General features: G+C 68.3%; 18 protein-coding genes and 1 pseudogene. 7 read left to right on the forward strand and 12 right to left on the reverse strand.

Annotated elements, in window-relative coordinates:
- The first annotated feature begins 158 nt into the window (after positions 1-158).
- The 3 genes from O9344_RS03225 to O9344_RS03235 all read left to right on the forward strand — a co-directional run bounded on the left by O9344_RS03225 (position 159) and on the right by O9344_RS03235 (position 3,592).
- Positions 159-719, forward strand: a complete 561-nt coding sequence (locus O9344_RS03225; RefSeq protein ID WP_298472645.1) for a sigma-70 family RNA polymerase sigma factor — start codon at positions 159-161, stop codon at positions 717-719.
- Positions 716-1,411 (forward strand): hypothetical protein, encoded by a 696-nt coding sequence (locus tag O9344_RS03230; RefSeq protein ID WP_298472648.1) that lies wholly within the window; start codon positions 716-718, stop codon positions 1,409-1,411. Before O9344_RS03225 ends, O9344_RS03230 begins: the two co-directional genes overlap by 4 nt.
- A 93-nt stretch (positions 1,412-1,504) precedes the next feature.
- Positions 1,505-3,592 (forward strand): S8 family serine peptidase, encoded by a 2,088-nt coding sequence (locus tag O9344_RS03235; RefSeq protein ID WP_298472650.1) that lies wholly within the window; start codon positions 1,505-1,507, stop codon positions 3,590-3,592.
- Positions 3,593-3,683: 91 nt separating this feature from the next.
- Here the strand turns inward: O9344_RS03235 and O9344_RS03240 are convergent, their stop codons facing one another.
- The 12 genes and pseudogenes from O9344_RS03240 to zapE all read right to left on the reverse strand — a co-directional run bounded on the left by O9344_RS03240 (position 3,684) and on the right by zapE (position 19,236).
- Entirely contained in the window at positions 3,684-3,974 is a 291-nt protein-coding gene (locus O9344_RS03240) for a hypothetical protein (protein ID WP_298472652.1), read from the reverse strand.
- A 175-nt stretch (positions 3,975-4,149) separates the two neighbouring features.
- On the reverse strand, positions 4,150-5,547 hold the full coding sequence (gene lpdA, locus O9344_RS03245; RefSeq protein ID WP_298472655.1) for a dihydrolipoyl dehydrogenase: 1,398 nt from the start codon (positions 5,545-5,547) through the stop codon (positions 4,150-4,152).
- A 31-nt stretch (positions 5,548-5,578) separates the two neighbouring features.
- Positions 5,579-6,325: an SDR family oxidoreductase gene (locus tag O9344_RS03250; RefSeq protein ID WP_298472657.1), complete on the reverse strand. Its 747-nt coding sequence runs from the start codon at positions 6,323-6,325 to the stop codon at positions 5,579-5,581.
- 66 nt (positions 6,326-6,391) lie between these two features.
- A complete protein-coding gene (odhB, locus tag O9344_RS03255; protein ID WP_298472660.1) occupies positions 6,392-7,615 on the reverse strand; it encodes a 2-oxoglutarate dehydrogenase complex dihydrolipoyllysine-residue succinyltransferase in 1,224 nt (407 codons plus the stop codon).
- Between the two features lie 73 nt (positions 7,616-7,688).
- Positions 7,689-10,655, reverse strand: coding sequence for a 2-oxoglutarate dehydrogenase E1 component (locus O9344_RS03260; RefSeq protein WP_298472663.1), 2,967 nt, complete (start codon positions 10,653-10,655; stop codon positions 7,689-7,691).
- A gap of 127 nt (positions 10,656-10,782) precedes the next feature.
- Positions 10,783-11,670: a succinate--CoA ligase subunit alpha gene (gene sucD / locus O9344_RS03265; protein ID WP_108174842.1), complete on the reverse strand. Its 888-nt coding sequence runs from the start codon at positions 11,668-11,670 to the stop codon at positions 10,783-10,785.
- A gap of 846 nt (positions 11,671-12,516) precedes the next feature.
- Positions 12,517-13,707: pseudogene (gene sucC, locus O9344_RS03270) on the reverse strand (ADP-forming succinate--CoA ligase subunit beta); the annotation flags it as partial.
- 104 nt (positions 13,708-13,811) lie between these two features.
- Entirely contained in the window at positions 13,812-14,777 is a 966-nt protein-coding gene (gene mdh, locus O9344_RS03275) for a malate dehydrogenase (protein ID WP_298472668.1), read from the reverse strand.
- Between the two features lie 393 nt (positions 14,778-15,170).
- Complete coding sequence (locus O9344_RS03280) at positions 15,171-15,887, reverse strand: carbonic anhydrase (protein WP_298472671.1); 717 nt, start codon at positions 15,885-15,887, stop codon at positions 15,171-15,173.
- Between the two features lie 83 nt (positions 15,888-15,970).
- Positions 15,971-16,609, reverse strand: coding sequence for a TetR family transcriptional regulator (locus tag O9344_RS03285; RefSeq protein WP_298472673.1), 639 nt, complete (start codon positions 16,607-16,609; stop codon positions 15,971-15,973).
- A gap of 173 nt (positions 16,610-16,782) precedes the next feature.
- On the reverse strand, positions 16,783-18,051 hold the full coding sequence (locus tag O9344_RS03290) for a divalent metal cation transporter (protein WP_298472676.1): 1,269 nt from the start codon (positions 18,049-18,051) through the stop codon (positions 16,783-16,785).
- 9 nt (positions 18,052-18,060) lie between these two features.
- A complete protein-coding gene (gene zapE / locus O9344_RS03295) occupies positions 18,061-19,236 on the reverse strand; it encodes a cell division protein ZapE (protein WP_298472679.1) in 1,176 nt (391 codons plus the stop codon).
- A 197-nt stretch (positions 19,237-19,433) separates the two neighbouring features.
- Between zapE and sdhC the strand changes: the two genes are divergently transcribed.
- The 4 genes from sdhC to O9344_RS03315 all read left to right on the forward strand — a co-directional run bounded on the left by sdhC (position 19,434) and on the right by O9344_RS03315 (position 23,168).
- Complete coding sequence (gene sdhC / locus O9344_RS03300; RefSeq protein WP_298472682.1) at positions 19,434-19,841, forward strand: succinate dehydrogenase, cytochrome b556 subunit; 408 nt, start codon at positions 19,434-19,436, stop codon at positions 19,839-19,841.
- 14 nt (positions 19,842-19,855) lie between these two features.
- Positions 19,856-20,251, forward strand: coding sequence for a succinate dehydrogenase, hydrophobic membrane anchor protein (gene sdhD / locus O9344_RS03305; RefSeq protein WP_298472685.1), 396 nt, complete (start codon positions 19,856-19,858; stop codon positions 20,249-20,251).
- A gap of 32 nt (positions 20,252-20,283) precedes the next feature.
- Positions 20,284-22,104 carry a succinate dehydrogenase flavoprotein subunit gene (sdhA, locus tag O9344_RS03310; RefSeq protein ID WP_298472687.1) on the forward strand — a complete coding sequence of 607 codons (1,821 nt, stop codon included), beginning with the start codon at positions 20,284-20,286 and terminating at the stop codon, positions 22,102-22,104.
- A 239-nt stretch (positions 22,105-22,343) separates the two neighbouring features.
- The gene (locus O9344_RS03315; RefSeq protein WP_298472689.1) at positions 22,344-23,168 is read left to right on the forward strand and encodes an FkbM family methyltransferase; all 825 of its coding nucleotides are present in this window, start codon (positions 22,344-22,346) and stop codon (positions 23,166-23,168) included.
- Positions 23,169-23,202 lie beyond the last annotated feature (34 nt).

Below are 23,202 nucleotides of genomic sequence, written 5' to 3' on the forward strand. Positions count from 1 at the left end.
GGACCGGCCATGGCGGCACGCCTGTTGACCTCCTGACGCGTTTCGTCATGTTACGCGGGCATGCCGACCGCGCCACGCTGCAGATTCCGCGATGCCCCTTGAACCTTTTCGCCGGCTGCCGCGACTGATGGGGCGAGCCCACCGGCTCGGGAGTGACGATGCAGTCTGACAGCGACCAGGATCTCATCCTCCGGGTTGCCAAGGGCGATCGTCTCGCCTTTCGGACCCTCTATGCCCGCCACAATGTCCGCGTGCTCCGGTTCATTCTCCGGTTCGTCAGGGACGAAGGGCAGGCCGAGGACCTGATCGGCGAAGTCTTCCTGGATGTGTGGCGGCAGGCCGACCGGTTCGAGGGGCGCTCCAGCGTCTCGACCTGGATCCTCGGAATGGCCCGTTTCAAGGCGTTGTCCTCGCTGAGGAAGACGACGGAAGCGGAACTCGACGAGGAAAAAGCCGCCGCCATCGCGGACGACGCGGACACACCCGAGACGGTGTCTCAGAAACTGGACAAGGCAAAGGCCATCCGCCGCTGCATCGACCAGCTTTCGCCCGAGCACCGGGAGATTGTCGATCTCGTCTACTACCAGGAGAAATCCATCTCCGAAGTGGCCGAGATCGTCCGGATCCCGGAGAACACCGTCAAGACGCGCATGTTCTATGCGCGCAAAAGGCTCCAGGAGCTCATGCAGAGCGCCGGAGTCGATCGAGGTTGGCCATGACGACGCGCAGCCCCAACGACAATGCCGAGCGCCGTGCGGTCTCCGAGCTGCTGCCCTGGTACGCGGCCGGAACCCTCGATGCCTCCGACACCGCCCGGGTCGAGGCGGCGCTGGCCGCCGACCCAACGCTCCGCGACGAGCTTGAGATCGTCCGCGAGGACCAGGACGCGACCTTCGCCCTCGCCGAGGCCGCCCCGCGCCCCTCGCCCCGCGTGCTCGACGAGCTGATGCGCCGGGTCGAGGCCGAGCCCGCCAAGCTGTCCCACGTCGCCGCCCGCGCCAAGGCCGGCTTCGCCGACTGGCTCGGCGAAAAGATCGCCCTGCTCTCGCCGCGCAGTCTCGCCTACGCGGCGGGCGCCGCGGCCCTCGCCCTCGTCATCCAGGCTGGTGTCATCGGCTCGTCCTTCATCGGCGGCCCCGCCCAGTACCAGACCGCCTCGCACACGACCTCCACCGCACCCCGCGGCGATGGCACCCATCTCCTCGTCGGCTTCGCCGGCACCGCGACCGCCGCCGACATGCAGCGCCTGCTGGAACAGGTGAAGGGCTCCATCGTCGAGGGCCCGCGGCCCGGCGGCTTCTATCGGGTGCGCATCGGTGAGGCCGGGATGACCCAGGCCGAGATCGACCGCATCGTCGGCGAGTTGCGCCGCCAGTCGAATCTCGTCCGCTTCGTCGGCCCGGCGACCTGACGTGACGCGGCATCTGCTGTGATGTCGCCAAATAGAAACACGCAAAGCCGACCTTGACCTGAAGGGCCGGCATTCGTCCGGCAGGATAGCGCCATGTCCCATCCGTCAGACGATCGCCTCCTCCGCCCGACCCGCGGCATCCTTGCGGGCTTCCTCGCAGTGCTTGCCGCCTCGACCATGCTGGTCGCGGCCGACAGCCGGCCGGCGCAGGCGCAGTTCGGCATCTCCATCGGCGGAATCGGCATCGGCGGTGGCGGCATTCGCAATCGTGGTCCCCGCATCGGCATGCCGCCGGGCCGCGCACCTGCCATCCAGCGCATTCCCGGTGGCCGGGTCCCCGGCATGGCCATGCCGCGCGGCGGCCGCGTGATCGAGGGGGGCCGCTTCATCGATGGCGGCCGTGCCGGCCGCTTTACCGACGGAGGCCGCGCTGGCCGCATTGTCGATGGTCCCATCCGCGGCCAACGTCCCGGTCGTGTCGCTTCGCCGGGCCGCTTCGGCGATGACGTCGGTCAGGGCACGCGCCCGGGCAATCGCGCCACCCGTCCTGGCGGCGCACGGCCTGGAGGGGACGATGCTGGAACGCGCCCGCCCGGAAACCGTCCTCCTGGCACGCGTCCGCCCGGCAATCGCCCCCCCGATGGCCGGCCGCCCGGCAATCGTCCGCCCGTCGTGGTTGGCCTGCCGCCTCCGGTGATCGCCCTGCCGCCGGGTGGCGGCGGTCGCCTGCCGCCCGTCGGCCCGCCGCCCCCCGGTGGCGGCGGCCTGCCGCCGCGCGGACCTGGCTTCGGCCCGACGGCAGCGGGTGCCGCAGCCGTCTTCGGCGCTCCTGCCCTCATCTCCGCCGCCCGGGCCGCACCCGAGGCGCGCGACGTGCCAGGCCTGCCCGATCCCAACGAGCGCCGCTACCTGCCGGACGAGGTACTCTTCGTCCTCGCGCCCAACGCCCCGGCGCCGACGCTGCGCACCGTCATCCGGCGTTTCAACCTGACCCTCATCGCCGAGGAGCGCGTCGACCTGGTCGGCGCCACCGTCCATCGCTATCGCATTCCCAACCGCACCACCGTGCCGGCGGCGGTCCGCGCCATGTCCGCCGTGCGTGGCGTCGGCTACGTGCAGCCGAACTACCTGTTCGAGCGGCCGAACTACGTGTTCCGCCTGCAGAGCGCCTCCACGACCCAGGGCGGCGGTGCCAGCATGCAGTATGTCGTCGATCAGCTGCGCCTGCCCGAGGCCCATCTCCTCGCCCGCGGCGCCCAGGTGCCCATCGCCGTCATCGATTCCGGCGTCGAGGCCACCCATCCCGAGATGAGCGGCCGGATCGCCAAGAGCTTCGACGCGGTGGGCGGCACGTTCCAGCCGCACGAGCACGGCACCGGCATGGCCGGTGCCATCGTCGCCCATGCCCAACTCACCGGCATCTCGCCGGGCGCCAACATCTTCGCCGCGCGCGCCTTCGCGCCGGGGCAGAGCGCGGGGGCCTCCGGCACCAGCTTCCACATCCTCAAAGCCATGGACTGGTCGATCCGCGAGGGGGCCCGCGTCATCAACATGAGCTTTGCCGGCCCGCGCGATCCGATGATGACGCGCGCCATCCAGGTCGCGGCCTCGCGCCGCATCGCCATGGTCGCGGCCATGGGCAACGAGGGTCCCGGCGCGCCGATCTCCTATCCGGCTGCCGATCCTGCCGTCATCGCCGTGACGGCGACCGATCAGGCCGGCCAGCTCTTCCAGGCAGCCTCGCGCGGCGGCCATGTGACGGTCGCCGCTCCCGGCGTCGACATCATCCTGCCGGCGCCACGCGGCGGCTACCAGATGTCGTCGGGCACCTCGGTGGCCGCCGCCCATGTCAGCGGCATCGCCGCGCTGCTCATCGAACGCCAACCCGACATCGATCCGGCGCAACTGCGCCAGATCCTGCAGGAGACGGCACGCCGCGGTGCAACGCCCAATCCGCAGCTTGGCGCCGGCCTCGCCGATCCCGTGCCGGCGCTGAACGCCGCTGGCCGCCCCGATGCACCCCCGGTTCCGATGGTCGCGGCGCCGCCGGTCGCGCCGATGCCCGATGCCCCTGTTGTCCCCGGCGCCACGGCCGAGGCCCCGCCTGCCGTGAATCCGGAGGCCGCTCCGCGCCCGGCAACGGTCACTCCCGGCAAGGCCGTGAAGATCGACCGGGACTGACGGTCCGCCATCGACATTGCGGCACGCACGACGAAAAACCGGCGGAACCCTGGGGCTCCGCCGGGAATGGTTCAAAATGGTTTGTGAGGCGTCAGCGGCGAGCCCGCTCGTCGCAGACCGTGCTAGCACGGGCCGGAGCGTAGCAGTCCTGCGAGCGGCCAGTGACCTGGCCGCCGCGCGCGCGGCTGGGCGCCGGCAAAACCGCGTTGATCGGGCTCGCCTCTGATCCGATGCTGACATTTCCGCCGTCACCGGCCCCGCCACCGCCACCGCCGCCGCCGCCGCCAGCGCCAGACTGGGCTTGGGCGAGGCCGGTGAAGGCGCCGGAGAGGACAAGGGCGAGGCCGCCGGCGGCGGCAAGCTTGCGGAAGGTGGTGGACATGGTGATTTCCTCCTAGTGGTGGAGCGCCGCGGTCTGCGGTCGCTTTCCATGTCCATGGGTCGCGGTGACACCGGAAATGGTTCACGTCCTGCGGTGACACCAACGAAAAACCCCGGCGCGTGGCCGGGGTTCGCAGAAGCTGCAACGGAGGGGCAAGGCAGGAGCGCCTCGGACCTCACATGTGGATGGCGCGCTTGTCGACGGCGAGCGCCGCCTCCTTCACCGCCTCCGACATGGTCGGATGAGCATGGGTGGAGCGGGCGAGATCCTCGGACGAGCCGCCGAACTCCATCAGCACCACGGCCTCGTGGATCATCTCGCCAGCACCGGCGCCGACGATATGGACGCCGAGGACCTTGTCGGTGGCGGCATCCGCCAGCACCTTCACGAAGCCGTCGGTGGCACGGTTGGCACGGGCGCGGCCATTGGCGGTGAAGGGGAACTTGCCGACATTGTAGGCGATGCCGGCGGCTTTGAGATCTTCCTCGCTCTTACCCACGGTCGCGACCTCGGGATAGGTATAGACCACCCCGGGGATGCAGTCGTAGTTCACGTGGCCCGCCTTGCCGGCGATGATCTCGGCGACAGCCACACCCTCGTCCTCCGCCTTGTGGGCGAGCATCGGCCCGCGCACCACGTCGCCGATGGCGTAGATGCCGGGAACGTTGGTGCGGAAATGGTCGTCGATGATGACGCGGCCACGCTCGGTGGCGACGCCGACCGCCTCAAGGCCGAGGCCGTCCGTGTAGGGGCGGCGGCCAATGGCCACCAGCACCACCTCGGCCTCGATCGTCTCGGCCGCGCCGCCGGCAGCCGGCTCGACGGTCAGGCTGACGCCCTTCTTCGAGGCCTTGGCGCCGGTCACCTTGGAGCCGAGTTGGAAGGTGAAGCCCTGCTTGCCGAGGATGCGGTGGAACTGCTTGGCGACCTCGGCATCCATGCCGGGGAGGATGCGGTCGAGATATTCTATGACATGGACCTCGGCGCCGAGGCGGCGCCAGACCGAGCCGAGCTCGAGGCCGATGACGCCGGCGCCGATGACGACCAGCTTGCTCGGCACCTTGGCGAGGTCCAGCGCGCCGGTGGAGGAGACGATCTGCTTCTCGTCGATGGCAACGCCCGGCAGCTGGGCGACATCGGAACCGGTGGCGATGACGATGGACTTGCCTTCGATCTCCGTGACCTTGCCGTCATCGGCCGCGACCGAGACCTTGCCTGCGGCAGTGATCGTTCCGGTGCCGAAATGCTGGTCGACCTTGTGCTTCTTCAGGAGGAAGGCGACGCCGCCGACATTGGCGTCGATCGTCTCCTGCTTGTGCACCATCATCTGCTTCAGGTTCAGCTTCGGCGCCGGCACATCGATGCCGAGCGCCTTGAAGCCATGACCGGCCTCGTCGAACAGCTCGGAGGCGTGCAGCAGCGCCTTGGAGGGGATGCAGCCGACGTTCAGGCAGGTGCCGCCATGGGTCTTGCGCTTCTCCACCACGGCCACCTTGAGGCCGAGCTGGGCGGCGCGGATGGCGCAGACATAGCCGCCGGGGCCGGTGCCAATGATGATGAGATCGTAGGACATGTGGGTCTCCGAAGGGGAGGGGGCCGGCGCGTCAGCGCCCGCCTGATATGGTGATGAACGTACCGGTGCAGTAGGAGGCTTCCTCCGAGAGGAGCCAGAGCGCGGCGGTCGCGATCTCGTGCGGCTCGCCGATCCGCTGCATCGGGATGGTGGGGCGGATGCGCTCAACGCGGCCGGGATCACCGCTCGCGTCGTGGATGTCGGTGGTGATCATGCCGGGGCGCACCGCGTTGACGCGGATGCCCTCGGTCGCGACCTCCTTGGCGAGCCCGATGGTGAAGCTGTCCACCGCGCCCTTGGAGGCGGCATAGTCGACATATTCGTTCGGGCTGCCGAGCACGGCGGCGACCGACGAGATGTTGACGATGGCGCCGCCCTTGCCACCATGCTTGGTCGACATGCGCTTCACCGCCTCGCGCGAACACAGGATCGTGCCGACGACATTGATGTTGAGCAGGCGGTGCAGGCGGTCCGCCGTATAGGTCTCGACGCGGCCCGACAGCGAGACCACGCCGGCATTGTTGATGAGGCCGACCAGCGGCCCGAGGCGGTCGGCGGCGGCGAAGAGGCCGAGAATGTCGGCTTCCTCGGCGATATCGCCCTTCACCGCGATGGCCTGGGCGCCGCGGGCATTGATGCCGGCGACCACCTCCTGCGCGGCGGCCGCATTGGCGGTGTAGTTCACCACCACGTCGTAGCCGCGCTCGGCGGCGAGCAGGGCGCAGGCGCGCCCGATGCCGCGGCTCGAGCCGGTGACGATGACGACGCCCTTGGACATGCGCTTCCCCCGCCGCGGTGGCCGCCGTTGGCCGGCGGCCCGAATGGCCTCAGAGCGTCACGGACCTCAGAGGTCCATGACCAGGCGGGCCGGATCCTCGAGGCTCTCCTTGACGCGCACGAGGAAGGTCACGGCTTCCTTGCCGTCGACGATCCGGTGGTCGTAGGAGAGCGCCAGATACATCATCGGGCGGATCTCGATCTTGCCGCCGATGACCATCGGACGGTCCTGGATCTTGTGCATGCCGAGGATGCCGGACTGCGGCGCGTTGAGGATCGGCGTCGACATCAGCGAGCCATAGACGCCGCCATTCGAGATGGTGAAGGTGCCGCCCTGCATCTCCTCGATGGAGAGCTTGCCGTCGCGGGCGCGCTTGCCGAAATCGGCGATGGTCTTCTCGATCTCGGCGATGCCCATGCGGTCGGCGTCACGCACCACCGGCACGACGAGGCCCTTGTCCGTGCCGACGGCGACGCCGACATGGCAGAAGTTCTTGTAGATGAGGTCGGTGCCGTCGATCTCGGCGTTGACCGCCGGGATGTCCTTCAGCGCCTGCACGCAGGCCCGCACGAAGAAGCCCATGAAGCCGAGCTTCACCGCGTGCTTCTTCTCGAACAGGTCCTTGTACTGGTTGCGCAGCGTCATCACCGCGGTCATGTCGACCTCGTTGAAGGTCGTCAGCATGGCGGCGGTGTTCTGCGCGTCCTTCAGGCGGCGCGCGATGGTCTGGCGCAGGCGCGTCATCTTCACGCGCTCCTCGCGGACCGCATCCGCCGGCTGGGAGGCCGGGCGGGGCGCGGCGACGGGCGCCGGCGCCGGAGCAGCGCCACCCGTGGCGACGGCGGCGAGCATGTCGCCCTTGGTCACGCGGCCATCCTTGCCCGAGCCGGCGACGCCGGCCGGGTTGACGCCGGTCTCGGCGGCGATGCGCGCAACCGCCGGGCCATTGTCGACCGAAGCGGCCTTGGCGGGAGCGGCGGCCGGAGCCGGTGCAGGGGCGGGAGCGGCAGCCTTCGGCGCCTCGGCCTTGGCCGGGGCGGCCGCGGCGGCGCCGCCTTCGGTGATCTGGCCGAGCAGGGCGGCGACGCCCACCGTCGTGCCGGAATCGGCGATGATCTCGGCGAGCGTGCCGGAGGCGGGCGCGTTCACCTCGAGCGTGACCTTGTCGGTCTCCAGCTCGACCAGAGGCTCGTCCTGCTTCACCGCCTCGCCAGGCTTCTTGAACCACTTGGCGACGGTGGCCTCGGAAACGGATTCGCCGAGCGTCGGAACGCGGATTTCGGTGGCCATGATGTCAGTCCCTTGCGGGCCTCTCGTCTCTTGAAAGCGGATGGAGAACCGGCCCGCGGCGCGGGCCGGTCCGTCATGCGAAGGCTTCGTCCAGGAAGGCCTGGAGCTGGGCGTTGTGGCGCGACAGGAGGCCGGTCGCCGTGGCGGCCGAGGCCGGGCGGCCGACATAGCGGGCGCGCTTCGACTTCGAGCCGGCGGTCGTCAGCACCCATTCGAGATAGGGCTCGACGAAGGACCAGCCGCCCATATTCTTGGGCTCTTCCTGGCACCAGACGACCTCGGCATTCTTGAACCGGCCGATCTCGCCCGCCAGGGCCTTGAGCGGGAACGGATAAAGCTGCTCGACGCGCATGATGTAGACGTCGTCGATGCCGCGCTTGATGCGGTCCTCGTAGAGGTCATAGTAGACCTTGCCGGAGCAGACGATGACCCGGCGGATCTTCTTGTCCTCCACCAGCTTCGTCTCCTGGCCGGGCAGGACCTGCGCATCGTCCCACAGAACGCGGTGGAACGAGGTGCCGGTGACCAGCTCGTCGAGCCGCGACACGGCGCGCTTGTGGCGCAGCAGCGACTTCGGCGTCATCAGGATCAGCGGCTTGCGGATCTCGCGCTTCAGCTGCCGGCGCAGGATGTGGAAGTAGTTCGCCGGCGTGGTGCAGTTCGCCACCTGCATGTTGTCCTCGGCGCACATCTGGAGGAAGCGCTCCAGACGGGCGGAGGAATGCTCCGGACCCTGGCCCTCGTAGCCGTGCGGCAGCAGGCAGACGAGGCCCGAGAGGCGCAGCCACTTGCGCTCGGCCGAGGAGATGAACTGGTCAAACACCACCTGCGCGCCGTTGGCGAAGTCGCCGAACTGGCCTTCCCACATGGTCAGAGCGTTGGGCTCCGCCAGCGAGTAGCCGTACTCGTAGCCGAGCACCGCCTCTTCCGAGAGCATCGAATTGATGACCTCGTAGCGGCCCTGCCCCTCGGCGATGTTGTTCAGCGGCGTGTAGCGCGCCTCGGTCTCCTGGTCGATCAGCACCGAATGGCGCTGGGAGAAGGTGCCGCGCTCGCAGTCCTGGCCGGACAGGCGGACGCGGTGGCCTTCCTCGACGAGGGAGCCGAAGGCGAGCGCCTCGGCCATGGCCCAGTCGATGCCCTCGCCGGTCTCGATCATCTTGCGACGGTTGTCGAGGAAGCGCTGGATCGTGCGGTGGACGTTGAAGCCCTGCGGCACGCTGGCAATGGCCTGGCCGATGCGGGCAAGCCGCTCCTTCTCGACGCCCGAGGCGCCGCGGCGCGGATCATCGTCCGACGACAGGCCGCCCGACAGGCCGGCCCACTTGCCGTCGAGCCAGTCGGCCTTGTTCGGCTTGTAGGCCTGGCCGGCTTCCATTTCCGCGTCGAGACGCTGGCGCCAGTCGCCCTTCATCTTCTCGACCTCGCCCTCGGTGACGACGCCCTCGGCCACCAGCTTGGCCGAGTACTTGTCGAGCGTGGTCTTCAGGCCGCGGATCTTCTTGTACATGAGCGGCTGGGTGAAGGCCGGCTCGTCGCCCTCGTTGTGACCGAAGCGGCGGTAGCACCACATGTCGATCACGACGGGCTTCTGGAACTTCTGGCGGAACTCGGTCGCGACCTTGGCCGCGAAGACCACCGCCTCCGGATCATCGCCGTTCACGTGGAAGATCGGCGCTTCCACCATCTTCGCCACATCCGACGGATAGGGCGAGGAGCGCGAGTAACGCGGATAGGTGGTGAAGCCGATCTGGTTGTTAATGATGAAGTGGATCGAGCCGCCGGTGCGGTGACCCTTCAGGCCCGACAGGCCGAAGCACTCCGCCACGACGCCCTGGCCGGCAAAGGCCGCGTCACCATGGATCAGCAGCGGCAGAACGGCCGTGCGATCTTCCGGCGGGCAGCCGTGCTGGTCCTGCTTGGCGCGCACCTTGCCGAGCACCACCGGATTGACGATCTCGAGGTGAGACGGGTTCGGGGTGAGCGACAGGTGCACCTTGTTGCCGTCGAACTCGCGGTCCGACGAGGCGCCGAGGTGATACTTCACGTCGCCCGAGCCTTCCACGTCATCGGGGGCGAAGGAGCCGCCCTTGAACTCGTGGAACAGCGCGCGGTGCGGCTTGCCCATGACCTGGGTGAGGGTGTTGAGGCGGCCGCGATGGGCCATGCCGAGGACGATCTCGCGCACGCCGAGCTGGCCGCCGCGCTTGATGATCTGCTCGAGCGCCGGGATCATGCTCTCGCCGCCGTCGAGGCCGAAGCGCTTGGTGCCGGTGTAGCGCAGGTCGAGGAACTTCTCGAAGCCCTCGGCCTCCACCAGCTTCTGCAGGATGGCGCGCTTGCCCTCCTTGGTGAAGGCGATCTCTTTGTCCGGACCCTCGATGCGCTCCTGGAGCCACGCCTTCTGGGCGGGATCCGTGATGTGCATGAACTCGACGCCGATGGTCTGGCAGTAGGTGCGCTCGAGGATGGCGACCATCTCGCGCAGCGTCGCGAATTCGAGGCCGAGCACCTTGTCGATGAAGATCTTGCGGTCGTAGTCGGCCTCGGTGAAGCCGTAGGAGCGCGGATCGAGCTCCTCGTGGGTCTTCGGCGGATCGAGGCCGATCGGGTCGAGATTGGCGTGCAGGTGGCCGCGCATGCGGTAGGCGCGGATCAGCATGATCGCGCGGACCGAATCCTTGGTGGCCTGCTGGATCGTCTCGGCCGAGATCTCGGCGCCCTTGGACCCGCCCTTCTCGGCGGCCTTGGCCTTCAGCTTGTCGCCGATAACCTTCTCGACCTGCGCCCAGTTGCCGTCCATGGCGGAGATCAGCTCGCCATTGGCGGCGATCGGCCAGTTCGGCTTCGACCAGGACGGGCCTTCCGCGTTCTTGACGACATCCTTGCGGTCGTCGCCGAGCGAGGAGAAGAAGGCCTGCCACTGCGCGTCGACGGAGGCCGGATCGGCCTCGTAGCGGGCGTAGAGGTCCTCGATATAGGCGGCATTGCCGCCATAGAGGAAGGACGTGAGCGCGATGGTCTCGTCTTGGCGTGCCATGGTCGGTTCCTGCAGCTTCGGGATCGCCGATGCGATCCGGGTCCGCGCTGTCATGCGGGGCGTCACCTGACGCCGGGTCGGTGGCGGAAATCGGCCCGGATCGGGCCGATTTCCAGGTTCAGTCAGGTCAACGCTTCTTGAGGACGTCGACCAGGGTCTTGCCGAGGCGGGCCGGCGACGGCGACACGCGGATGCCCGCGGCCTCCATGGCGGCGATCTTGTCCTCGGCGCCGCCCTTGCCGCCCGAGATGATCGCGCCGGCATGGCCCATGCGGCGGCCAGGAGGCGCCGTGCGGCCGGCGATGAAGCCGACCATCGGCTTCTTGCGGCCGCGCTTGGCCTCGTCCTTGATGAACTGGGCGGCCTCTTCCTCGGCCGAGCCGCCGATCTCGCCGATCATGATGATCGACTCGGTCTTCGGGTCGGCGAGGAACATCTCCAGCATGTCGATGTACTCGGTGCCCTTCACCGGGTCGCCGCCGATGCCGACGGCCGTCGTCTGGCCGAGGCCCTCCTGCGAGGTCTGGAAGACCGCCTCGTAGGTCAGCGTGCCGGAGCGCGAGACGATGCCGACATTGCCCTTCTTGAAGATGTTGGCCGGCATGATGCCGATCTTCGATTCGCCGGCAGTGACGACGCCCGGGCAGTTCGGGCCGATGAGGCGCGACTTCGAGCCCTCGAGCGAGCGCTTCACGCGGATCATGTCCTGCACCGGGATGCCCTCGGTGATGCAGACGATGAGCGGGATCTCGGCGTCGATGGCCTCGCAGATGGCGTCCGCCGCACCCGGCGGCGGAACGTAGATGACCGACGCGTCGGCACCGGTCTTCTCGCGCGCCTCGGCGACGGTGTCGAAGACCGGGAGGCCCAGATGGGTCGAACCGCCCTTGCCGGGCGACGTGCCGCCGACGACCTTCGTCCCGTAGGCCAGAGCCTGCTCGGAATGGAAGGTGCCGTTCTTGCCGGTGAAGCCCTGGGTGATGACCTTGGTCTTCTTGGTGATCAGAATGGACATTCAAAGCTCCTGTGCGGACCGGGCGGTCGGCGGGCGGTGAGGCCGTCAGCCTGCGGTCCGCGGATGACGATCCGGCGACGGCGAGGGTCCGTGGTGGACCGGACGTCGAAGCCGGGATGGCGGAGGCGGGATCGCGCCGGGCGCGGGCGCCGCCTCCGGATATCCGCGGGATGCGGCGCGCCGGCGTGATGCCGGCACGCCCTCAGAGCGTCACTTCTTGCCCTTGCCCTTGGCAGGAGCCTTCGCGGCGGCCTTGGCAGGCGCCTTGGTCGCAGCCTTGGCCGGAGCAGCGGCCTTGGCGGGCGCAGCAGCCTTGGCCGGAGCCTTCGCAGCAGCAGCCTTGGCCGGGGCCTTCGCAGCAGCCTTGGGGGCCTCGGCCTTCTTGGCGGCAGCGGGAGCGGCGGCGGCCTTCGCAGGAGCCTTGGCAGCGGCCTTCGCCGGAGCGGCAGCCTTGGCCGGAGCCTTGGCGGCGGCCTTCGCCGGAGCGGCAGCCTTGGCCGGAGCCTTAGCGGGAGCCTTGGCCGGGGCCTTGGCGGCAGCAGCTTTGGCAGCCGGGGCCTTGGCAGCCGGAGCCTTGGCCGGGGGCTTGGCAGCAGCCTTGGCGGGAGCGGCGGCCTTCGGAGCCTCGGCCTTCTTGGCCGGGGCGGCCGGCTTGGCGGCGGCCTTCGCCGGGGCCTTGGCGGGAGCCTTGGCAGCCGGAGCTTTGGCAGCCGGAGCCTTGGACGAGGTCTTGGAACCCGTCGACTTGGCGGCAGCCTTGGAGGCCGGCTTCTTCTCGGCCTTCTTGGCCTCGGGCTTCTTGGTCTCCGGCTTCTTGGCCGGGGCCTTCGGAGCCGGGGCCTTGCCGCCCTTCACCGCGTTGACGATCTTCTGCGCGGCATCGTCGAGGTCATCCGCCGGGATGACGTTGAGGCCGGACTCGCGGATGATCTTCTTGCCTTCCTCGACATTCGTGCCCTCGAGGCGCACCACGAGAGGAACCTTGAGGCCGACGGTCTTCACCGCCGCGAGAACGCCGCGGGCGATGACGTCGCACTTCATGATGCCGCCGAAGATGTTGACGAGGATGCCCTTCACCTTCGGGTCGGCGGTGATGATCTTGAACGCCGCGGTGACCTTCTCCTCCGAGGCGCCGCCACCGACGTCCAGGAAGTTGGCCGGGCTCTCACCGTAGAGCTGGATGATGTCGAGCGTCGCCATGGCGAGGCCGGCGCCGTTGACCATGCAGCCGATCGTGCCATCGAGGGCGATATAGGCGAGGTCGTACTTGGACGCCTCGATCTCCTTCTCGTCCTCCTCGGTGATGTCGCGCAGCGACACCACGTCGGGGTGGCGGTAGAGGGCGTTGGAGTCGAACGACACCTTGGCGTCGAGCACCTTGAGCTGGCCCTGCTTGGTGACGATGAGCGGGTTGATCTCCAGCATCGCCATGTCCTTGGCGACGAACGCCTTGTACAGGATGCTGGCGACCACCTCGGCCTGCTTGGCGAGGTCACCGGTGAGGCCCAGCGTCTTGGCGATGGTGCGGCCGTGGTGCGGCATGAAGCCGGTGGCCGGGTCGACGGAGAAGGTCTTGATCTTCTCGGGCGTGTCGTGGGCGACCGCCTCGATGTCCATGCCGCCCTCGGTGGAGACGACATAGGCGACGCGGCCGGTCTCGCGGTCGACCAGCATCGAGAGGTAGAACTCCTTCTCGATGTCCGAGCCGTCCTCGATGTAGAGGCGATTCACCTGCTTGCCGGTCGGGCCGGTCTGCACGGTGACGAGGGTGTTGCCGAGCATCTGCTTGGCGAAGGCCTCGACCTCCTCGATCGACTTGGCAAGGCGGACGCCGCCCTTCTCGCCAGCGGCCTTCTCCTTGAACTTGCCCTTGCCGCGACCACCCGCGTGGATCTGCGACTTCACCACCCAGAGGGGGCCGCCGAGCTTCTTCGCCGCGGCCTTGGCCTCCGACGCCTTGAAGATGGCGACGCCGTTGGAGACGGGCGCGCCGAACTCTTTCAACAGGGCTTTCGCCTGGTATTCGTGGATGTTCATCTGAGACCCTCTGTCTGGCGGGCGGGGCCGCTCTCTCGGGTTGTTGGGATGCTGCAGCGGGCGGGCGCTGACGCCCGCCGCCGGGTCACTCCACTGAACGCGACTTACTTCGCGAGCTCGGGGGCGATGGTCTTGCAGGCGTCGACGAGGCCCTTCACCGAAGCGACGGACTTCGCGAACATCTCCTGCTCGCCCTTGTCGAGCTCGAACTCCACGATCTTCTCAACACCACCGGCGCCGATGAGCACCGGGACGCCCACATACATGTCCTTCACGCCGTACTGGCCGGTGAGGTAGGCCGCCGACGGCAGGACGCGCTTCTTGTCCTTGAGGTAGCTCTCGGCCATGGCGATGGCGGAGGCGGCCGGCGCGTAGAAGGCCGAGCCGTTGCCGAGCAGGCCGACGATCTCGCCGCCGCCCTTGCGGGTGCGCTCGACGATGGCGTCCAGCTTCTCCTGTGTGAGCCAGCCGGACTTGACGAGCTGCGTCAGCGGCACGCCGCCGACCGTCGAGTGGCGCACCATCGGCACCATGTCGTCGCCGTGGCCGCCGAGCGTCCAGGCGTGGATGTCTTCGATCGAGACGCCGGTGGCCTCGGCCAGAAACAGCTCGAAGCGCGAGGAGTCGAGCACGCCGGCCATGCCGACGACCTTGTTGGCGGGCAGGCCGGAGAACTTCTGCAGCGCCCAGACCATGGCGTCGAGCGGGTTGGTGATGCAGACAACGAAGGCGTTCGGGGCATACTTCTTGATGCCGGCGCCGACCTGCTCCATCACCTTCAGGTTGATGCCGAGGAGATCGTCGCGGCTCATGCCGGGCTTGCGCGGCACGCCGGCGGTGACGATGCAGACGTCGGCACCCTCGATCGCCTCATAGGAACCGGTGCCGCTCATCTTGGCGTCGAAGCCCTCGACGGCCGAGGCCTGCGCGATGTCGAGGGCCTTGCCCTTCGCAGTGCCCTCCGCGATGTCGAACATCACGATGTCGCCGAGCTCCTTGATGCCGGCCAGGAGGGCGAGGGTGCCGCCGATCTGGCCGGAGCCGATCATCGCGAGTTTCTTGCGCGCCATGGGAAGGTCTTTCGCTGAACGAGTTGCGGGAGCGGTATCACCGCCTGCCTCACCCTCTAATCCAGAATTTCCCGGGTCTTTCAAGCCATGCTTTGCTCCGAAGTTACCCCAATGCGGTGAGTCGCGCATCCCCATTGGGGGGCGCCCGCGTGGAGGAAGATTTGCAAGGTATGTCAGTGGCTTGAGGGGGAGGGCGTCGTTGCGTCGCAGCATCCGTCGGGGGTGGCCGAGGCCCGGTTCGTCACGGTTTGGTAACAGTTCGTCAAGGGAATCGGCCAGAGCCTCAGATTACAAATTTCATTTTTTGTAATCTGTACCTCGTGCCAAGCGTCGGGCACCGCCGCCGCTCCCGGCTTGTCGGGCTGGACCGACCAGGCCGGGGCCTTCGCAGTCTCAGGCGAAGATGTCGACGGCGCCGGTGGCGAGATCGTAGCGGCCGCCGACGATCTTCACCGTCCCGGCCTTCACAGCATCGGCGATGATCGGTCCGGCCGACTTCAGCTTGGCCACCGTGCGCCGCACGTTCTCGCGCACGGCATTGTCGATGAAATCGCCTTCCCTGCCGCGCGCCGCGATGGCCGCGGGCACGATCGGCTCGATCATCGGGCCGATGGCGCCGGGGAAGGTGGCGTTCTTCGCGACGACGTCGCAGGCGGCGGCCACGGCGCCGCAGCTTGAATGGCCGAGTACCAGGATCAGCGGCGATTTCAGAACCGCCGCTCCATATTCGAGCGTTCCGAGGGCGGTGGTGTCGACAGTGTTGCCGGCGTTGCGGACGACGAAGAGCTCGCCGAGCGTAAGGCCCCCAAAGATGAGCTCCGGCGGCACGCGGCTGTCGGCGCAGCTGACCAGCGTCGACCAAGGCGCCTGGCCGCTCGCCGTGTCGTTGCGGCGGCGGGCCATGTCGGCGACGCAGGATTGCGCGTCGGTGACGTAGCGCCGGTTGCCGGCCCTGAGCTTCTCCAGCGCCTGGTCGGGGGTGAGGCCGGAGCCCGGGCCATCGGCGGCGAAGGATGGGCCGAAGCCCCCGAAGGCGGTCGCGGCAACCGCGATGCCCGCCGCACCAAGGAAGGCCCTGCGGCCGAGCCGAATATCACAGGTCGTGCACATGGTTTCTTCCCGCTCCGGTACGTCGCGCGAGGAGGCCACGGCCGGGGATGCAGGGGAATACGCGGGAACCCTGAGGCCGCGCGTTAGACGCCGCCGGACACGAGGGTACGGATGATGACGCGGGCGAGCAGGCCCGCCCGCTGCTCGACCTGCTGGCGCGGCAGGTCCCGCATCTCGCTGACCAGCGCCGGATGGACGAAGCGCTGCATGGCGTCGGAGACGAAGGCGACGGCGCGTTCCTCGTCCCTGACCCGGAAGGGGCCGGGTTCGAGGCCCTCGTCGACGATGGCGGCGAGGAAGCCTCGCAGGCGCGCGCGATGCGCCATGATCGTGTCCCTCCGCGCCTCCCAGAGGCTTGCGAAGGTGGCATAGATGATCGGATCGCGGTCGAGCCCGTCGCGCTGGGCGCGCGCCCAGGCGGTAAGGAAACGCTCGAGCTTGTCGTCGGCCGGATCCGGCGCGCTGGCAATGTCGGCCAGCATCACCTCGACGGTGCGCGCCCAGGCGACCACCACTGCCTCGATCAGCCCGGCCTTGGACGGGAAGAAGCGGTAGACATTGGCGTGGCTCATGCCGGCCTCCCGCGCCACCGACACCACGGTGACGCGCTCCGCCCCGAAGCGGCGGATATGATCGGCGGCAATGGCGAGGAGGCGGGCCTCGACGCGGTCCTCGCTGACGGGAGCGACGAAGGCGGCCGGGCGATTCGGACGGCGGGACACGGGCGGGAGCGCTTTCCGGGCGGAGACTGTGATGGGGATTGGGCGCCAAGGCGCCGCGCGATGCAACGGCTAGAGCATCATCCCATCAAGTGGGCACCGCTTGATGGATGAGATGATGCGACAAGACAACGAGATAGAGCGGCCGATCTGATGCAGTCAGATCGGAAACCGCCCTAGAGCAGCAGGAAGCCCAGGGACGCCGCCGCCATTACCGCCGTTGCCAGCCAGCCGCCGACAATGAGCAGCGGCGGCAGGGTGAACCGGCCCATCACCCGCGGGTTCATGGCGATGACCATGGTCACGGCCATGACCGGAGCGGCGAGCAGGCCGTTGAGAACCGCGCTCCAGTAGAGGGCGCGGATCGGGTCGAGCCCGAAGACATTGACGACGATTCCCGCCAGCGTCGCCAACGCGATGGTGGCATAGAACAGCTTGGCCTCGGCCGGCGGCCGGTCGAGGCCCGAGCGCCAGGCAAAGAGCTCGCTCACCGCATAGGCGACCGATCCCGCCAGGACCGGCACCGCGAGCAGCCCCGTGGCGATGATGCCGAGGGCAAAGAGCGCGAAGGCAAAGGACCCCGCCACCGGCCGCAGCGCCTCTGCGGCCTGGGCGGCCGTGTCGATCTGGGTGATGCCGGCGCTGTGCAGGGTCGCGGCCGTCGCCAGGATGATGAACAGCGCGATGAGATTGGAAACGCCCATGCCGACCAGCGTGTCGTCGCGGATGCGAGCGAGTTCCGGACCGGCCGTCGCGGGCGCGAGGCACAGCGCCTTGACGTGGCGGCGTCGAAGCTCCTCGGTCTCCTGCGCCGCCTGCCAGAAGAAGAGATAGGGGCTGATCGTCGTGCCGAGCACGGCCACCAGCGCCACCATGGTCGACCGGTCGAAGCTCATCTGCGGCACGACGAGGGCTGTCAGCGCTTCGCCCCAGGGCACGCCGACCGACAGGACCACCGCCACATAGGCGAAGAGCGACAGCGTCGCCCATTTGAGCAGGCGGGCATAACGCGAATAGCTGATGAAGATCTCTGCCAGCGCGCAGGCGATGCCGAACAGCGCAGTATAGAGCAGCGCCGGCCCGCCGATCAGCAGTTCGACGGCCGCTGCCATGGCGCCGAGATCAGCCCCGAGGTTGAAGATGTTGGCGATGGCCAGCAACAGGACCACGACTGCGAGGAGGGGCCGCGGATAATGGCGCCGGAGGTTCGCGGCGATGCCTCGCCCGGTCACGCAGCCGATCCGCGCCGCCACCGCCTGGATCGCCGCCATGAGTGGGAAGGAGAACAGCATGGTCCAGGAGAGGGCATAGCCGAACTGCGCGCCGACCTGGCTGTAGGTGGCAATCCCGCTCGGATCGTCGTCTGCCGCGCCCGTCACCAGCCCCGGACCCAGCCGCCCGAGCAGGCGCGGGGTCGTCCTGACATCGGCGGCATCGTCGACCATGGGCTGCCCTCAGGTTTCGACGATACCACCTGTGTCGGCGGAAGGCTGCGACCTTCTCGCATGGGGCAGAGACAGATATTCGTCCGATCGCATCTCGATGAGACGCGAGGCGGTGCGGTGGAACTCGAACTCCTCCGTCCCGCTCTCGGACAGATAGAGCCGCGTCGGCTCGTCGCCGGCGCTCGCCACCAGCTTGACCTGGTTGTCGTAGAGCGCGTCGATGAGATTGATGAAGCGCTTGGCCTCGTTGCGCTTCTCCAGCCCCTTCATCACCGGGATGCGATCGATGAGCACGGTGTGGAAGGCGTGGGCGATGGCGAGATAGTCCGACGCGCCGAGCGGCTTCTCGCACAGGTCCGCGAAGGAGAAGCGCGCCGTGCCATGGGCCTGGAGCGGGACGGCGACACTGCGACCCTTGACCTGGAGGGTCGCCGGCGTGCCTTCGGCCCCGCCCGCGAGCCGCGACCAGGTTGTGTCCATGGCTGTGTCACTCTGCGGTCCAAGCGGCGTCAGCCAGACCGGCTGGCCGGAGAGCTTCTCCATGCGGAAATCGGTGCGCGATTCGAGCTTCACCACCGCCATCCGCTCCTGCATGAGGCCGATGAAGGGCAGGAAGAGCGCCCGGTTGAGGCCGTCGCGATAGAGCAGGTCGGGCACGACGTTGGAGGTCGCTACCACCACAACGCCCTCCTCGAACAGCTTGCCGAAGAGCCGGCCGAGAATCATCGCATCGGCGATGTCGGTGACCGAGAACTCGTCGAAACAGAGGAGCCATGCCTCCTCGGCAAGATCCGCAGCGACCGGCCCGATCGGGTCGTCGCCCTTGACCTCGCCGGCCTTCAGCTTCTGCCGATAGGCATGGATGCGCTCGTGGACATCGGCCATGAACTCATGGAAATGCGCCCGGCGCTTGCGGCGCACCGGGCTGGTGGCCATGAACAGGTCCATCAGCATGGTCTTGCCGCGGCCGACATCGCCCCAGATGTAGAGGCCGCGCACCGGCTCCTGCTTCTGCCCGCGCGAGAACAGCCAGGCGAGGGCCGAGGATTTGCGGCGGGCGAGGCGATAGCTCGCCAGGCTCTCGTTCAGCGATGACAAACGCCGCGCCACCGCGGCCTGCGCGGGGTCGAACGAAATCTCGCCGGAATCGACGAGCGCCTGGTAGCGGGACAGCGTGTCGGCCATGCCGCACCGCCATAATGGCCCGCCTCGCCCCCGGCAAGCGCGCCAAAGCGCCTGAAGTCATGCGGAACTGCGGGTCTCGTCCCTCCTTTGTCTCATTCCAGACTCGTTGCGTCGGCGCGCACGCTCCCTTAAACAGGCGCTGGATTTCCGGTGGGCGCTGCACCATGGTTCGCCGCCGGTTGCAAGGAATGCCCCAGATGGCCGATTCAAAGCCCGTGATCGAGCGTCCGCTCTCACCGCACCTGCAGATCTACCGCCCGATGCTGACGATGATGATGTCCATCGTCCACCGCATCACTGGCGTCGCCCTGTTCTTCGGCACGCTGCTGCTCGCCTGGTGGCTGATAGCGGTCGCCTCCGGCCCGTCGAGCTACGCCGCCTTCCAGTGGTTCGCCGGCTCGTTCATCGGTCGCATCGTCCTGTTCGGCTACACCTGGGCTCTGTTCCACCACATGCTTGGCGGCATCCGCCACTTCATCTGGGACACCGGCCGCGGCTTCGGCGTCAACGAGCGCGAGTGGCTTGCCCGCGCGACGCTGATCGGTTCGGTCGCGCTGACGCTTGTGACCTGGATCATCGCCTACGCCGTGCGCGGCGGCGTCTGAGAAGGAACGGAACGATGGGCCAGTCCAACTCCAGCATGCGCACCCCGCTCGGCCGCGTCCGCGGTCTCGGCTCCGCCAAGTCCGGCACCGAGCATTTCTGGCTGCAGCGCCTGACGGCGGTCGCCAACCTGCCGCTGTCGCTCTTCGTCATCGGCCTGATCATCTCGACGGCGGGGTCGAACTTCGCTGCCGTCAAGGCGACGCTCGGCTCGCCGCTTGTCGCCATCCCGCTGCTGCTCTTCGTGATCTCCGCCGCCTGGCACATGCGTATCGGTATGCAGGTGATCATCGAGGACTACGTGCCGGCCGAGGGGCCGAAGGTGGCGCTGCTGCTGGCCAACACCTTCTTCACCTTCGCGGTCGGCATCGGCTGCGTCTTCGCGATCCTGAAGATTTCCTTCGGCGTATAACCGTCGAAACCTCGCATCACGGGAGCCTTCCCATGGCTGATTCCGCTGCCCCCGCCACCAATGGCCGGGCCTACGACATCACCGACCACACCTATGACGTGGTCATCGTCGGAGCCGGTGGCGCAGGCCTTCGCGCCGTCGTCGGCTGCGCCCAGGCGGGCCTGAAGACCGCCTGCATCTCCAAGGTCTTCCCGACCCGCTCGCACACCGTCGCCGCCCAGGGCGGCGTTGCCGCCTCCCTCGGCAATATGGGCGAGGACAACTGGCAGTGGCACATGTACGACACCGTCAAGGGGTCGGACTGGCTCGGCGACCAGGACGCGATCGAGTATCTTGTCCGCAATGCGCCTGCCGCCGTCTATGAGCTCGAGCACTGGGGCGTGCCCTTCTCGCGCACCGAGAGCGGCAAGATCTACCAGCGCCCCTTCGGCGGCATGACCACCCATTTCGGCAAGGGCACGGCCCAGCGCACCTGCGCCGCGGCGGACCGCACCGGCCACGCCATGCTGCACACGCTCTATGGCCAGGCGCTGAAGAACAATGCCGAGTTCTTCATCGAGTATTTCGCCATCGACCTGATGATGAGCGAGAGCGGCCGCTGCCTCGGCGTCGTCGCCCTGAAGATGGACGACGGCACCATCCACCGCTTTCGTGGCCGGCAGACCATCCTCGCCACCGGCGGCTATGGCCGTGCCTATTTCTCCGCGACCTCCGCCCACACCTGCACCGGCGACGGCAACGCCATGGTGCTGCGCGCCGGCCTGCCGCTGCAGGACATGGAGTTCGTGCAGTTCCACCCGACCGGCATCTACGGCTCGGGCTGCCTCATCACGGAAGGCTCGCGCGGCGAGGGCGGCTACCTCACCAATTCCGAGGGCGAGCGCTTCATGGAGCGCTATGCGCCCTCCGCCAAGGATCTTGCCTCGCGTGACGTCGTCTCGCGCTCGATGACCGTCGAGATCCGCGAGGGCCGCGGCGTCGGCAAGAACAAGGACCACATCTACCTGCACCTCGACCATCTCGACCCGAAAATCCTCCACGAGCGCCTGCCGGGCATCTCGGAGAGCGCAAAGATCTTCGCCGGCGTGGATGTCACCAAGGAGCCGATCCCGGTCATTCCGACGGTGCACTACAACATGGGCGGCATCCCCACGAACTTCCACGGCGAGGTGCTGACCAAGAAGAACGGCGATCCCGACGCTGTCGTCCCGGGCCTCATGGCCATCGGCGAGGCCGCCTGCGTCTCCGTCCACGGCGCCAACCGCCTCGGCTCCAACTCGCTGATCGACCTCGTGGTCTTCGGCCGTGCCGCCGGCCTCCGCGCCGCCGAGACGGTCACGCCGGGCGAGAAGCACGAGGACCTGCCGGCCAATGCCTCGGACCTCGCTCTCTCGCGCCTCGACGCCATGCGCCACGCCTCCGGCTCGACGGGCACCGCCGAGCTGCGCTCCCGCATGCAGAAGGTGATGCAGTCGAACTGCGCCGTCTTCCGCACCGGCGAGGTGCTGGAGGAGGGCCGCAAGCTCATCTCCGAGGTTTGGCAGGGCTCGACCGACATCCGCACCACCGACCGCTCGCTGGTGTGGAACTCCGACCTCATCGAGACGCTGGAGTTCGACAATCTCATCGCCCAGGCGGTGGTCACCATGGAATCGGCGGCGAACCGCACCGAGAGCCGCGGCGCTCACGCGCGCGAGGACTTCCCCGACCGCAACGATCGCGATTGGATGAAGCACACGCTGGCCTTCGCCGACGATGCGAAGAAGCAGGTGACCCTGGACGACCGTCCGGTCCACACCTACACGATGACCAACGAGATCCAGTACATCGAGCCCAAGGCCCGCGTGTACTGATGGTACAGCGCGCGCTGCGCGCCGATTGATCCGGCAAGGGGAGGTCGACCGACGGTCGGCCTCCCCTTCGTCATTTGGGCCCGGACGATCAGGCCGCACCGTGTCGTGTGACTGGAACGACGATGGGGCCGATCGGTGGACCGGACCGCGCTGAATGCGGCCTTGGTGTTTCACTCTGTAACCCCGGTTGCTAAAGGGAGATGGCCGGGAGGTTCCTGGCGGGCTCGGAGCCTGATCGCGTGTCACTGGACATTCCGCCTTTCGGGACTTTTGCGCCGACGAGCGCCCAGCGCCTCGTCATCGAGGCCTGCATGGCCGGCCCCTTGAGCCCCGTCCTGCGGCGCGGTGCCTTTCGCAGGCCGCTGGCCCGCCTCGTCTCGGCGCTGCGCCCGGGCCCTGTGGACGTGGCACGCGGTGCCCTGCGCTACCGGCTCGACCCCAGCGACAATGCCGCCGAGGTCGGCCTGCTGCTCGACCCCCTCTACCAGCAGGTGAGCCTCGATTTCGTCCGCACCCATCTGCCGCCGGGCGGGGTCTTCGTCGATTGCGGCGCCAATGTCGGCCAATACGCGCTGGTCGGCGCCGAGGCGGTCGGTCCGACGGGCCGCGTCGTCGCCGTGGAGGCGACGGCCAATCCGATGCGGCGCCTGCGTGCCAACGCGGAGCTGTCGGGCCTTGCCGATCGCATCACCTTCGCCGAATGCGCGGTGGGCGACCGTGACGGCGAACTGCGTTTCGCGGTCAATGCCGCCGACACCGCCCTGTCCCGCGCCGATGCCGCCGGGGATCTCGTCGTGCCGATGAAGGCACTGACCACCATCGTCGCGGAGGCCGGCCTCGACCGCATCGACGTCCTCAAGATCGATGTCGAGGGCATGGAGGACCGCGTCCTCGCCGCCTTCTTCGACGCCGCTCCGGAAGCGCTCTGGCCGCGCTCCATTTGCATGGAGGACGAACTCGCCTCCGACTGGCAGGGGGACGTGCGGCCTCGCCTTGCCGCCCTCGGCTACGAGACCCTGTCGCAGCGCTCGCGAGGAAACGCGTTTCTCGTCCGCACGGCATGAACCGGTGACGGCATTTCGCCACGATCCGCGGGCA

Source organism: Phreatobacter sp. (assembly GCF_027532945.1).
In the GTDB taxonomy this organism is placed as follows: Bacteria; Pseudomonadota; Alphaproteobacteria; order Rhizobiales; family Phreatobacteraceae; genus Phreatobacter.